Raw genomic sequence first — 13,545 nt, 5'->3', positions numbered from 1 at the left:
TAATAAGCATCATTCACCCCTTTGTATGCTCCATTCAATGCGATTATAATGCGTCTCTCCCTGCTCTCGCCTAAGATGAAGGTAGATCGGATAATACAACGGAGGTTGAGAGCGGCATGCAAAATATAATTGAAGTGACTTCATTAGAGAAATCATTTTCGAATTCCAGGGCGTTAAAGAATGTTTCCTTTAACGTAAGGAAGGGTGAGATTTTCGGATTTCTAGGACCAAGCGGATCGGGCAAAACAACAACCATCAAAATATTAACAGCACAGTCGAAGCCGACCTCGGGGAGTGCCTATGTATTTGGAGTTCCCACGAGTAAATTGCGAGAAGAGAAGTATCGCAAAAAAATTGGAATCATTACAGACAATACGTCTTTGTATGCTCGCTTGTCTGTTTACGATAATTTGAAGTTTTTTTGTGATTTATACGATGTGCCCGAAGACCGGATTCATGTCGTGCTGCAGATGGTGAATTTGGAGCAAGAGAGCAAGAAGATGGTATCTAAATTATCCAAGGGCATGCTTCAACGGGTCATTCTCGCTCGGGCTTTCCTGCATGAACCAGAGCTCTTGTTTCTGGATGAGCCCACATCAGCGCTTGACCCTGTAAATACGAAGCATATTTATGAAGGCTTGTTGCAATTGAAAGCAAAGGGTACAACCATTTTTTTAACGACACATGATATGAATGAAGCCGAAACTTTATGTGACCGCGTTGCTTTCCTAAACAATGGAACGATTCAATTGCTCGATGAACCAAAGAAGCTGCGTGAGCAGCATAGCGATGCAACCATTACAGTGGAGCTAATTGATGGGTCAACGGTTATTGTACCAAAGGGGTCTGAAGGGGCGCAGAAGGTATTTGACTATATGAGCAAAAACCAAGTAGCATCCATTCAATCGAACTTTCCAACATTAGGCGATATTTTTGTAGAAGTGACTGGGAGGAAACTATCATGACATTTTCAATGAAGCGAGTAAGGGCCATTTTGCAAAAAGACTATAAAGACGTATCTCGAAACATGTATATAACCACGACATTGATCCTTCCTTTAATCCTTGCTGCTTTTTTTGGGCGCATTGGCGGGAATACCATTGATGTACATTATTTGATCATCAATATGGCCTTAATTTTAGTAGCTACTTATGTGCAGTCGGCCTTGGTAGCTGAAGAGAAAGAAAAAAACACATTGCGCGGACTCATGCTGTCACCGGCGAGTATTTTCGAAATTTTTTGCGGCAAAAGCTTGCTAAGCTTTATTGCGAGCACGGTTATTATTATACTCTCTGCTTTACTTACCGATTATCATCCGAAAAACCTATTGGTCATTATCATCGCAATATTTTTATCTTCCGTTTTTTACTTGGGCTTAGGCACGTTCATCGGTTTGCTAACCAAATCGGTGATGGAAGCCTCCGTTGCGATCATGCCGGCTTTTGTCATTTTTGCTTTTGGGTCATTGATTACACCGTTGATAGATCAGTATCCAATCCTGACCATTGCCAATTACATGCCAAACCTGCAGCTGATTGAGCTAGCGAAGCAAGTAGAGGCTGGTGCGGGGCTGGCAGACGTATTGTCCCATTTAGCTATCATTTTTGTTTGGATTATTGCGATGTATGCTGTCTGTTTGTACGTATACAAGAAACGTATGGTGGACGAATAAAGAAAAGTAGTATATGAAATGGTGGACGGAGCAGCATGATTTTGCTGCCGCTTAAGCCAAGAGAACCCGAGCCGCTTGCGGCCGGGTTTTTCGACATTTTCCTGAATCAAAGAATTGTAAGCTGGTGTATTCTCATGCATAATTGGAGTATATTGTTACGGCTCGTATATTGGCACTTACAGACTGGAGAGGCTTCGATGTATAAAGTAATTATTGTCGATGATGAAGCGGTTGTCCGAATCGGATTAAAAAATACAATCAATTGGAATGAGCATGGCTTCGAATTGATTGGTGATTACGCTAACGGTCGAGAAGCGTGGGATGCCGTAGAATTGGATAGGCCGGAGCTCGTTATTTCAGACATCAGTATGCCGTTTATGGACGGATTAGAGCTTGCTGGCTTAATTTCCGCTCAATTCCCGTATATAAAAATGATTATATTAACAGGCTATGACGAATTTGAGTATGCGCAGCAGGCGATTCGGCTTAAAATTTCTGATTTCATTCTGAAACCGATTACAGCGCAAGAGATACGCCAGCTCCTGGATCGAATTAAAGCAGAGATGGATGAAGAGAAGCAGCGTCGTGAAGATCTGGGCAGGCTAAACAACCAGCTGGAGCACAGTCTTCCGCTGCTTAAAGAGCGATTTCTAGAGCGTTTAGTTGCGGTTGGTTTAGGAAAAGGGGAAATCGCAGAACGTTTTGCTTATTTCAATCTGCCGCCGATATCACCGCTATATTTGGTCATGGTCGTAGATATCGACGATTTTGGCGACCGAGAATTGTCCTCCTATGAGCATGATGTCGAATTTTTGCGATTCGCTGCTTATGATATTTTTAATGAAACGCTGGACCGAGAGCATGTGCTGACCTTCCGAACCCGTGAGGAGCGAATGGTTGCCATCATTTTTGGACATGACAGTGAAAGCCTCCTGTATGAACAAGGATTTTCGCTTGCTGAGGAGGTCCGCTATCATATTGAGAAATATTTGAAGTTTACAGTGACGATAGGAATCGGACGAACATGTACGCTTGCTGAACAGCTGCCGTTATCTTACAAGAGTGCGTTGTCGGTGCTGGACTATCGTTTTCTGCTAGGTAAGAATAGAGTGCTAAGCATTATTGATATAGAAGGAAAACCTTCCGGATACATGCCGCTGAGTCATGACCTCGACCGCAAGCTGGCTGCTGCTGTTAAGACAGGGGCCATTCAAGAAGCCTACCAATTGATTGAACAAGGGGTAGCGGAGCTGAAAACATCTCTTGTTCCAGTGGAAGCTTGTATGCTGCAAATGCAAAAGGTTGTTCTCTCGCTGATGAACTCTGTACAGGAGCTAGCCGTTCGAGAGCAGGAATCACCGTTCGAGCAGCAAATGAAGCTGATGAATGTGTTCAAATTCAAGACGCTTGATGAGGTTGAGATTTGGCTAAAGGACATGGTAAGCTCCGTTATTTCTACTATAGCGGATAACCGTAATTATTTGACCAACATGCAAATTCATCGCGCGGTGGAGTATATCGATACAAATTACGCGAATGAAAAGATGTCGTTGCAGGACTTATGCCGTCATGTGCTCATGAGCTCAAGCTACTTCAGTCTCGTGTTCAAACAGCATACAGGAGAGACGTTTATTGAGTATTTGACCGGTGTAAGGGTGGCCAAGGCGAAGGAACTGCTTCACAATTCGGCGATGAAGCTGTATGAAATTGCGGAGCAGGTGGGCTACAAGGACCCGAATTATTTTAGCATTTTATTTAAGAAGCACACAGGTATAACGCCAAAGGATTACAGAGAGAAACAAATAAAGGGGAGCGGAGCCTAACATGCTCAAAGATCGGTTCTTTCCTTTGTTTCCGCTAAAAAGCATTCAATCCAATATATCTTTAGCTTTTTCTATGCTGATTTTGGCTGCTATTGTATTAACAAGTCTAGTAAGCTATCAAGTTTCCGTAGCGGCGGTTGAGCGGAATTCGAAAGGCTACATTGAGGAAATTATTAAGCAGGTCAACCTAAATATTCAGTCGTATGTCGACAATATGGAAAACATTTCACTGCTCGCCTTAACGAATAAAGATGTCAAGTATTACATATCAGACAATAACTTCATCAGCGCAGAGAACCGCCGCACGTACGAGAAGCAAATTTCCGACTTGTTCCAGGCGATCTTGTATACGCGCAAGGACATTGCATCCATTATGGTGTTTGGATACAATGGACGATTTGTTTCTGACCGCCGAATTACTACCTTAAATCCAAATACGAAGACAGAGGATCAAGAGTGGTATCAGCTGGCAAAAGCGGCAGGCGGCAGGTCCGTCGTTTCAGCTCCTCATGTACAAAGCTTAATTGAAAACGAATACCGCTGGGTTGTCTCTCTCAGTCGAGAGCTTAAGAGCACAGATGGGATTAAGGCGGATGGCGTACTCCTCGTTGATCTAAACTTAAGTGTTATTAATGACATTTGCGAAAATATTAACCTCGGCAAAAAAGGTTATCTCTTCATCGTGGATAACGAAGGTCATATCGTCTATCATCCGCAGCAGCAGCTCATCGATAGCAAACTGCGTACAGAGCGTATTGCAGAAGTTTTGCAGGCTCCAAGTGGTCAATCCTTCGTCGTGAACGAGGGTGGAGAAAAACGCATTTACTCCGTGCAGGACACAAACTTTGGTTGGAGAATTGCCGGGGTTGCTTATTCAGATGATTTAATTGCAAACAAAGAGGGTCTGCGTAATTCCATTATTTTTTATTCCTTATGCGGCTTAGCCATTACGCTGTTGATTTCTATAGGATTGTCACATCGCTTATCCAAGCCTATTAAAGTATTGCAATCCGACATGAAGCAAGTAGAGAAGGGCAACTTCAATATTCAGACGGAAATTGGCCAAATGAATGAAATTGGACAGCTGGGTCGATCTTTTAACTTAATGGTCAGCCGAACCAAGTTTCTAATGGAGGAAACGATTTTAAATCAGGAAAATAAGCGAAAGAGCGAGCTGTTGCTGCTTCAATCGCAAATCAATCCTCATTTTCTATACAACACTCTCGATTCAATTGTGTGGATGGCCGAGCAGAAGCAGCATGAGGAGGTCGTTCTGATGACATCCGCTTTAGCTAAGCTGTTCCGCGCCAGCATTACGAAGGAAAAAGAGCTGGTTCCGATTCGAGTGGAAATTGAGCATATTACGAACTACTTGCTTATACAGAAAATGCGCTACAACGATGAGCTTAATTATGTCATTGATATGGATGAATCGATTCTTGATTATAAAACGTTAAAAATATTGCTACAGCCTTTTGTAGAAAATGCGATCTATCATGGCATCCGGAACATGTATGGCATGGATGATGGATTAATTACGATACGCGGAAGGCAGGCAGGCGATCAAATTATTTTTGAGGTAGAGGATAACGGCCAAGGGATGTCAGCGGAACAGCTAGGGAAGCTTCTCTACAGCAATTTGGAGGATAACGCCAACCAGGGCATCGGGATACGCAATGTAAACGAGCGAATCAAGCTTTATTTTGGGCATGAGTATGGCATTCAAATTCGCAGCGAAATTGAAGAGGGCACCTGTATTACGATCGTAATACCGAAGCTCGATTAAGGGGGAAGCAAAATAATGCGAAAGCATCGATTTACGCTGCTGCTAGTCGTGGCAATTGCGATGATTGCCATCTATTTTGTATTCAACTTTAATCTGCTTTTTGGTGTTAACCATGAAGAGAAAAATGTGACGGTCATTTTGAAATCCTTAAATATTCGACTTGATTTCTGGCAGGCAGTCAATCAGGGTGCGGAAGCAGCAGCTAAGGAAACGGGGCTAAACCTGAGTGTAGAAGGTCCGCTTGTTGAAGGCGATTCCAATGCCCAGGTTCAAATCTTGGAGGATGTGATCGCGCGGAAGCCGCAGGCGATTGTCATTGATATGGTAATGGATAATCGAATGCCAGCTATTCTTGCCAAGGCGCGCGCTGCAGGCATCAAGCTGGTCATTATTAATCATTCTCCGAGTATGAACCCTTCTCCTATTGTTGTTTCAAGCAACCATAAAGAAGCAGGGCAACTAGCAGGACAAACCTCCATTCAGGAAACGGACGGTGATCCGAATATTGCCGTTATTAGTGATTACGCGAGCTCGATTATTTCGCAAGAGAGGCTGGAGGGAATGCGCCTTGCATTGAAGGGCTACAAAGCGAGTGCAATGGAAACCTATTATGCAGATGATTCCGAGGATCAAGCCTATGAAATTGCCAAGCGGCTGCTTCGAAGTGATTCCAGCATTAATACATTTATTACACTCAATCAATCCGCGTCACAGGGGGTTGCAAGGCTGCTGAAGGAGTATAACAAGGCAGGTGCTATTAATCTTATTGGATTTGATAGCACCAGTGATGAGGTTCAATTGCTGGAGTCGGGCATTATGACAGCTTCTATTGTACAAAAGCCATTTAATATGGGTTATCTTGGTGTAAAAGCGGCGCTAAAGCTAATTGATGGAGAAAAAACCGAGCCTATCACCTATATCGAATCCAATGTCATCACGAAAGAAAATATGTATACAACGGAAAATCAGAAGCTGCTATTCCCATTTATAACGAGTAAGTAGATTCCTATTTGGAAGGATAATATAACCCTATGCAGCGAAAACGCTATGGAACTAAGCCTCTTATGGTTGCTATCAGCCTTTTGTTAATTACAGTAGTTTCCTCATCGTGCATGAACGAGAACCCAGAGCCAGTTGCAACTCCGAAGGAGGAGCGGGCGTTGATTCGGTTTGTCGCCTCTGAATACAGTACGGAAACGAAGCCGCTGCTTGAGAAGCTGGTAAAAGAGTTTGAGAGGAAAAACCCTCTCATTGATGTAGAGCTGCAAGTAGCCAACTGGGATATACTCGATGGAATCTATACGACAATGATTAGCAAAAACCAGCCTCCCGATCTTCTGAATACGAATGTGTATGCCCATTACGCCAAGGATGGCTTGTTGAATAATATGGACGATATTATATCGCCTGAACTAGCGAATCGGCTGTATCCGAACTTAGTAGATATGGATCAGATAGATGGGGTGCAATACGCAATTCCATACGTAGCCACTACACGGAATTTATACTACAACAAGGAGCTGTTCCGCAAAGCGGGCATTGCCGCCCCTCCGACAACATGGTCGGAGCTGGAGCAGGCCGCAATGAAAATTAAAGCGCTTGGCGCAGCAGACGGCTTCGGAATTGACCTGTCGGACAATGAGACTCAGGCGACTTTGTCTTATATATTTTTTGGCTCGGGCGGAGATTGGATTAAGAATGGGAAATGGGCCATTAATTCACCGACCAATGTGGAAGGATTATCTTTTTTTAAAGAGCTGTTTGATAAAGGCTTGACTGAGCCAGAGCCAAACATAACGACTCGCGACGAGAAGCAGCGAATTATGGGCGGAGGCAATCTTGCTATGATGATATCCGGCAATTATTTCTCGGCAGTCGTCCCCAAAGAGTTTCCGGAGCTGGAATGGGGAAAGGGTCCGATTCCAGTAAAGGATGGTACATCGCCAATTACGTTTGGTGTACATGATCTGCTCGTTTCCTTCAAAACTGATCATACCAACAAAGAAGCGTTGTCCAAGTTTCTTGACTTCCTCTATGAAGACCGAGCTTATGAAGAAATGATTAAACGCGAAGGGTTTCTTCCCGTTACAACGACGGTGGGCGCCAAGCTGTCGGAGAAGAGCGAAGTGATTAAAAGCGATTTGGAAGCGTTAAGCAAAGCGAGGTTTTATCCGGCGAAGGAGCCTGCTTGGCAAGCGGTGCTTGATTATACCCGTAAGCTCGGTGAAGCTGTTCTATATGAGCAAATGACGCCAAAAGCGGCATTAGATGAATTGCAGTCTTTTGCAGAAAACAAGAGCAATCAGCAAAAATAAGCGCTATCTTAGCGAAATTACTCGAAAAATAGCTTTATATGCACGGAAGAGAAGATAATAAAGAATATATGGAAGATATTCAATAGAGATTATAGCCCTCCCAATTTATGATGAAATTACACGATGGAGCAGCAAGATGAGCCCCTAAGTACAGTGTAAAAAACATCATTTTTGGGAGGGTTTGCTTTAATGATTATGAAGAAAAAGATTGCAGCGCTTGGTATCGCCGTTATTTTGGCTGCCGTATCGTTAGTTGGATGTGGCTCGAATAGCAATAATGGTGGAGCAGCTACTAATGCACCTACAAAGGAGCCGGCTGCTGAAGCGACGGACGCACCTGCTGCTACCGACACGACGGTTAAGCTAACAGGCGATTTCGAAATTCAATATTTTGTGGGCGGGTATGGCGATAAATGGTGGAAAAAAGTTATTGCTGATTTCCAAGCTGCAAATCCGGAGCTTAACATTAAAGAATCCGCAGGACCTAAAATTAACGATCAAAATAGACCGCGCTGGATCGGCGGCAACCCGCCAGATTTCGTATACATCGATGGTCCGGTATTGAACGATCGCCAAATGGTTGAAGACGGCCAGTTGGAAGATTTGACGGATTGGCTGAAAGATGCCAAAAACGTTGACGGTGATCTAATCAGCGACATTTTAGCTCAACCTGCTCAACAATTTGACGGTAAAGTATACAACATTCCACTCGTATTGAACTCATGGGGTGTTTTCTGGAACAAAGCGCTCTTCAAGGAAAAAGGCTGGGCTGAGCCAACTGACTTCCCATCGTTCCTTGCTGTAAGCGAAAAAATCAAAGCAGACGGCATTACGCCGTTCATTCACACAGGTAAATACCCGTACTATATCAATGGCTCGTTCCTGTATCCGGCTATCGTATCAGCAAACAACAATGATTTCTCTATTCTTCAAGATATGGCTGCTAACAAAGTAGAAGCTTTTGAAAGCCCTGCTGTTCTAGCTGCATTGAACAAAATCGTAGAAATGCGCGATAAGGATTACATCGACAAAGCTTCCATCCAAATCAATCACACTGATTCACAAATGCTGTTCCTGCAAAATAAAGATGCTTTCATTGTGAATGGCCTTTGGCTGCCTAATGAAATGGCTAAAGACGTTCCTGCTGGCTTTGACTTTGGTTTCATTCCTTCCATTACGCAAGAAGCAGGCGGTAAAGTGGTTGCGAATACATCCACAGCTACTGTTGCCATTGCGAAAAAAGCGAAAAACAAAGAAGCAGCTAAAGCGTTCTTGCAATTCATTTTCTCGAAAGATCAAGCTTCACAATGGGCTGAGCTAAGCGGCGCTCCTTCCAACATTAAAGGCGACATCAGCAGCTCCAATGCGCCAAGCCATGTTAAAGATGCTGCTAAATATTTGACAGATCCTAACACGGTTGTTATCCCAACAATCACTTACAACGCAGACGTTGATAAAGCGATGATGGATGCAACAGATGCACTGACGATTAGCAAAATTACGCCTGAAGAGTGGGTTAAGCGGGTAACTGACGTGGTGAAAAAGGTTAGCAAATAATAAGCCTTCAAAAGATTGACGGCAGAGATTGATCGAGGCACAACGCCTCGATCACTTTCTGTGAATTTACTCGGAGGGATGGAAGGTATGAACTCAGGGACAGTAAAATGGCAGAGAAATATATTTATCGCATCATTCATCATCCCAACTCTTTTATTTTTCGGCGTATTTACAATCTATCCGGTAGTGCAAAGCTTGTATTATTCATTTTTTGACTGGTCCGGCATGTCGGAGACAAAAACGTTTGTTGGTTTTGATAATTTCAAAGAGATGTTCCATGATCCCATTGTGTGGAGAGCGATCGGCAACGACTATTTTCTTGTTGCTGGCAAAGTAATCGGAATTATGCTTCTCGCGACGTTTTTTGCAGTAGCACTCACTAGGTTTGGCTTTAAGCTGGCTGGATTTTTTCGGTCGATTTTCTTCATTCCGAATGTAATTTCCGTCGTTGTTATTGGCGTATTGTGGAATTTCATATATAATCCGCAAATTGGCTTCTTGAATGCATTTTTGTCATTATTCACGAGTGAAAAAGTATCGATAACGTGGCTAGGTTTTTCAGATCATACGATTTGGATGCTTCTGCCTCCGGCTATTTGGGCGGGTATCGGCTTTTATATGATTCTTCTCATTGCAGCTATTCAAAGCATTCCTGCTTCCTATTTTGAAGCGGCAAGCATTGAGGGCGCAGGGGAATGGAAACAGTTTTGGAGCATCACGCTTCCGCTCGTTTGGGAGCAGATGAAAGTGTCCATTCTTAACATCATGATGACTACGCTTAACGGTTCCTTCGTAATCGTATGGATTATGACAGAAGGCGGACCGGATAACAGTACACAGGTTATGGGCTCCTACTTGTATCAAATGGCATTCCGGCAATTCCACTTTGGGTATGGTGCTTCGATAGGGTTTATCATCCTGGTCCTGTCCTTAATTACGACAATCGTACTTCAACGGCTTATGCGTCATGATCCCGTTGAGATGAGCTAAGGGGGATAAAGAGATGAATATACAGATTAAAAATCCGATCGCCAAACTAATCATCTATGCCATTTTGATCCTATGGGGCATATCGGTGTTGTACCCGCTCATTTGGACCTTGCTTGATTCTCTAAAAAATAATGAACAATTTTTCTTAAATGCACCGTGGGCTTTGCCGGAGATTCCGCTTATTTGGTCCAACTTCTCGTATGTGTGGAGCAAATACCACTTTGATACTTATTTCGTGAATTCCCTTGTCATTACGACGGGATCGACGATATTGGCGCTGCTGCTATCCGCAACGACAGCGTATGTGCTGGCGAGATATAAATTTAGAGGAAGCAATGCGTTGTTTCTGCTTTATATTTCCTCAATGATGGTACCGTTTGTACTAGCACTCATTCCGTTGTTTTTCTTAATGAATTCACTCGGCCTAATTAATACGAAGCTCGGATTGATATTTGTTTATACGTCCAGCTTGCTGGCCTTCGGCATCTTTGTGCTCGTCGGTTTTTTTAAATCACTGCCGAAGGAGCTCGAGGAAGCAGCGATCGTGGATGGCGCTTCTTATTACGGGACATTTTTCCGAGTTATGCTTCCGCTGGCGCAGCCAGGCTTGATCACGGTTGGCATCGTCAATATCTTGAACATCTGGAACGAATATATCGTGGGTACGATACTTATTAATGATCCGACCCAGTATACGCTGCCGGTGGAAATTGGCGTTATGCAAGCCGAGATGCAGTATCGTACAGAGTGGGGTCCGTTGTTCGCAGCGCTGTTGATCACCATTATTCCCGTTCTAATTATTTATATTATTTTTCAAAGGCAAATCGCAAGCGGGATTACAGCTGGTGCGGTTAAATAAGCTAATATTTGAATAATCCAATAGCAGCTGGCAGCTCTTTTCTCTTCCGAGGAAGGAGCTGTTCGTTTAGGGAATACGTACTCGAGTGCGGGCATTCCTATTTTTCAAACAAATATCATATGAGCATGCATTCATTTGTTTTTATTTATGATATGATGACTTTTGAGTTGAACCCTGTGCTTGGAGTTGATCATATTGTACATTTATTTGTTTGAAACGCTGCTTTATTTGTCCTTTGCTTTGACCGGTGGTTATCTATTGCTTCAATTCATTCCAGAGAAGTCCAAACCACAATTAAAGAATATCACTGATTTATTTCAATATGCTTTATTGGCAATCCCGCTTTTTTCATTTATGTCGATTCTTCGATCAGCGCTCGTTTTACGCGATTTTGCGCAGGACATGCCCTTCATTCAAGTTTTATTAATTGTTGTAAAAGATTATTCGTACGGCAATGCTTGGGTTTGGAATCTCATTATATGTACCGTGATGTACATGATCACACAGTTTAAAGGCTTGCAGGGTAAAATGACCAAATGGGTTCTAGCAACCTTATGGTGTGCCAGTATTCTAGCTCATGGCTGGGCCAGCCATCCGGCAGGCTTCTCGCCTTTCTGGGGCGTGCTTTCACAATCCGTTCATGTCGCTGCAGTTTCTCTTTGGCTCGGCACGCTTCTTATTGTTGCTTGGTTTACAAATGGGGAATGGAACTGGAAGGCGTTTGTACGATGGTTTACGCCAATGTCGATCAGCAGCATCGTTCTAATTGTAGCGGCTGGTATAATGATGATGTTTCTCCTGGTCGATGGTTATATCAACTCATGGGGAATCAATTATGGACAAGCGCTTCTACTTAAGCATCTTGTTTTCTTGCCGCTTGTTCTTCTAGGTTTTATGAATGGGTTTCTATCAAAGATTACAGATCATGGTCGACATAAAAGTAGATTGCAATGGTGGCTTCGAGCGGAAACGTTTATTGCACTTGTCATTCTCATCACAACCGCCTACATGGGTGTACAGGAGCCGCCTCATGAAGGGGAGTTCGAGCAGCCTTCTCCATCTCCGTTATTTACTTTTTTGCATGGCGATTTGCAAGACTTGTCACTGCAGTGGAACTGGAGTTTGGTATATATCAGTATGATTGTTATTGGAATTGCAGCACTGGCCTTATTATTTCCCAGCTATAAAAAAGAGAAACGCAGCATGTTTGCTGCGTTTGCCTGCATAGCTGTCTTATTCCCGTTTTTTGGCATACTCTTATCTGTTCAATAGTGCAGATAGAAGGAAACTCGTTTTTGCTTTTTAAGCAGGACGAGTTTTTTTTGTAAGACAGTAGGATTGTATTAGATAAGGAGAGGAGAGTATTGGAACATTTTTTTATTCTCAACTATAATACAGGAAACTAACGAGAGAATAGGGGTTGCCTTATGACAATTGAAGCGTTTTGGAAGGGAAATAACGACCAGCCGATATGTGCATTTACGTTTGATGACGGGCCTTCACATCTATCACTTGAACTTTGGCTTTCTGTTCTAGAGGAAGAAGAAGCGATTGGCACCTTCTTTTTTACGGGCGAGTGGATAGATAGATATCCAGATAAAGCTAGAGAAATACTTTCACGCGGTCATGTGCTTGCTCCGCATACGTACCATCATCGCCGAATGGCAGAGGTGCCTAAGGCTGTATTTTTGGAGCAGCTTAAGCTGACCGAGCTGGCTTATCAGGATGCGACAGGCCTTGCTTGCCCAACTTTTATGCGTTTTCCTTATTGTTCTTTCCGCGAGGAAAACTTGGATTGGCTGGATGAATGGGGCGGCTACCGGGACATTGAAGGCGTTGATTCAGGAGATTGGAGGGGCGTATCTTCGGAAGATATAATTGCAAAGGTCGAACCCGTTCTAGATAAAGGGACGATTGTCGTCATGCATAGCAATGATATTGCAACAGGCACCCCGGAGGCTTTAAGAGCACTTATCCAAACCGCTAAGCAAAGAGGTTTACGATGCGTTGGTATTCCCGAAATGCTGGAGTCAGCAGGGTTAGAAGTAGGCTACAAGCCTTGGAAAATAACGGTTGAGGTTCCGTCTGAGCTGGATTATCCTTCGGAGGGCTGGGCTCCCTTGGCAAATAAAGAGGAGCTGTCTGCGCTAGCTGCTCAGACCATAGCATGGAACGTTCCACAATATACGCTTCAATTCAATTCCGAGCAGGAATGGCTTGAGCATTTGGAGAATCCAATTCATGAATTCGGCGTTATAGAGAATCGTGAGCTGTTCCACATATGGCAGTTTGAAGGCTCCTATTGGGGTTTCGTACGCGCTGGTGTCGTAGAAGATACGCTTGTACTACTCGACTTTGCGGCTAAGGAAGCGCAAGCGGATACGCTCGTATATTTGCTTCGGTGGGCTGCTAAGCATGCAATGGAATTAGGGTTAACCCGCATTGAAGCAAGACGGGATATTCGCAATATGCATGAGATGTGCAGGCAGCTCGGCTGGCAATCGGAGATTAAGGAAGAGCTGTAGAGAGAAGGTACGTACCCG

Annotated in this window: 11 protein-coding genes; all 11 read left to right on the top strand. The window is 43.6% G+C overall.

All coding sequences use genetic code 11. From position 1 onward, the window contains the following. The first annotated feature begins 116 nt into the window (after positions 1–116). The 11 genes from ACIFSR_RS06595 to ACIFSR_RS06545 all read left to right on the top strand — a co-directional run bounded on the left by ACIFSR_RS06595 (position 117) and on the right by ACIFSR_RS06545 (position 13,527). The gene (locus tag ACIFSR_RS06595; RefSeq protein WP_339206194.1) at positions 117–965 is read left to right on the top strand and encodes an ABC transporter ATP-binding protein; all 849 of its coding nucleotides are present in this window, start codon (positions 117–119) and stop codon (positions 963–965) included. Continuing rightward, the gene (locus tag ACIFSR_RS06590) at positions 962–1,672 is read left to right on the top strand and encodes an ABC transporter permease (protein WP_430055963.1); all 711 of its coding nucleotides are present in this window, start codon (positions 962–964) and stop codon (positions 1,670–1,672) included. Before ACIFSR_RS06595 ends, ACIFSR_RS06590 begins: the two co-directional genes overlap by 4 nt. A 197-nt stretch (positions 1,673–1,869) precedes the next feature. Beyond that, complete coding sequence (locus ACIFSR_RS06585; protein ID WP_339206196.1) at positions 1,870–3,495, top strand: response regulator transcription factor; 1,626 nt, start codon at positions 1,870–1,872, stop codon at positions 3,493–3,495. Between the two features lies 1 nt (position 3,496). Continuing rightward, a complete protein-coding gene (locus tag ACIFSR_RS06580; RefSeq protein ID WP_430055960.1) occupies positions 3,497–5,281 on the top strand; it encodes a cache domain-containing sensor histidine kinase in 1,785 nt (594 codons plus the stop codon). A 15-nt stretch (positions 5,282–5,296) separates the two neighbouring features. Continuing rightward, positions 5,297–6,283: a substrate-binding domain-containing protein gene (locus ACIFSR_RS06575; RefSeq protein WP_430055957.1), complete on the top strand. Its 987-nt coding sequence runs from the start codon at positions 5,297–5,299 to the stop codon at positions 6,281–6,283. Between the two features lie 29 nt (positions 6,284–6,312). Then, entirely contained in the window at positions 6,313–7,596 is a 1,284-nt protein-coding gene (locus ACIFSR_RS06570; RefSeq protein ID WP_430055955.1) for an extracellular solute-binding protein, read from the top strand. Between the two features lie 189 nt (positions 7,597–7,785). After that, positions 7,786–9,153: an ABC transporter substrate-binding protein gene (locus tag ACIFSR_RS06565; protein ID WP_083682071.1), complete on the top strand. Its 1,368-nt coding sequence runs from the start codon at positions 7,786–7,788 to the stop codon at positions 9,151–9,153. 87 nt (positions 9,154–9,240) lie between these two features. Further along, on the top strand, positions 9,241–10,143 hold the full coding sequence (locus ACIFSR_RS06560; protein ID WP_054026051.1) for a carbohydrate ABC transporter permease: 903 nt from the start codon (positions 9,241–9,243) through the stop codon (positions 10,141–10,143). A gap of 13 nt (positions 10,144–10,156) precedes the next feature. Next, on the top strand, positions 10,157–11,002 hold the full coding sequence (locus ACIFSR_RS06555) for a carbohydrate ABC transporter permease (RefSeq protein ID WP_076268588.1): 846 nt from the start codon (positions 10,157–10,159) through the stop codon (positions 11,000–11,002). Between the two features lie 195 nt (positions 11,003–11,197). Beyond that, positions 11,198–12,274 carry a copper resistance D family protein gene (locus tag ACIFSR_RS06550; protein ID WP_430055950.1) on the top strand — a complete coding sequence of 359 codons (1,077 nt, stop codon included), beginning with the start codon at positions 11,198–11,200 and terminating at the stop codon, positions 12,272–12,274. A 155-nt stretch (positions 12,275–12,429) separates the two neighbouring features. Beyond that, complete coding sequence (locus ACIFSR_RS06545; RefSeq protein ID WP_430055947.1) at positions 12,430–13,527, top strand: polysaccharide deacetylase family protein; 1,098 nt, start codon at positions 12,430–12,432, stop codon at positions 13,525–13,527. Positions 13,528–13,545: the final 18 nt, after the last annotated feature.

The sequence above is a fragment of the Paenibacillus sp. NRS-1760 genome (genome assembly GCF_050467785.1).
In the GTDB taxonomy this organism is placed as follows: Bacteria; Bacillota; Bacilli; order Paenibacillales; family Paenibacillaceae; genus Pristimantibacillus.
This window is presented reverse-complemented; position numbering and strand designations above follow the sequence as displayed.

Bases quoted from the DNA above. Each gene is read 5' to 3' on its own strand.
- ACIFSR_RS06595 (WP_339206194.1), top strand. From the start codon at position 117: ATGCAAAATATAATTGAAGTGACTTCATTAGAGAAATCATTTTCGAAT.
- ACIFSR_RS06590 (WP_430055963.1), top strand. From the start codon at position 962: ATGACATTTTCAATGAAGCGAGTAAGGGCCATTTTGCAAAAAGACTAT.
- ACIFSR_RS06585 (WP_339206196.1), top strand. From the start codon at position 1,870: ATGTATAAAGTAATTATTGTCGATGATGAAGCGGTTGTCCGAATCGGA.
- ACIFSR_RS06580 (WP_430055960.1), top strand. From the start codon at position 3,497: ATGCTCAAAGATCGGTTCTTTCCTTTGTTTCCGCTAAAAAGCATTCAA.
- ACIFSR_RS06575 (WP_430055957.1), top strand. From the start codon at position 5,297: ATGCGAAAGCATCGATTTACGCTGCTGCTAGTCGTGGCAATTGCGATG.
- ACIFSR_RS06570 (WP_430055955.1), top strand. From the start codon at position 6,313: ATGCAGCGAAAACGCTATGGAACTAAGCCTCTTATGGTTGCTATCAGC.
- ACIFSR_RS06565 (WP_083682071.1), top strand. From the start codon at position 7,786: ATGATTATGAAGAAAAAGATTGCAGCGCTTGGTATCGCCGTTATTTTG.
- ACIFSR_RS06560 (WP_054026051.1), top strand. From the start codon at position 9,241: ATGAACTCAGGGACAGTAAAATGGCAGAGAAATATATTTATCGCATCA.
- ACIFSR_RS06555 (WP_076268588.1), top strand. From the start codon at position 10,157: ATGAATATACAGATTAAAAATCCGATCGCCAAACTAATCATCTATGCC.
- ACIFSR_RS06545 (WP_430055947.1), top strand. From the start codon at position 12,430: ATGACAATTGAAGCGTTTTGGAAGGGAAATAACGACCAGCCGATATGT.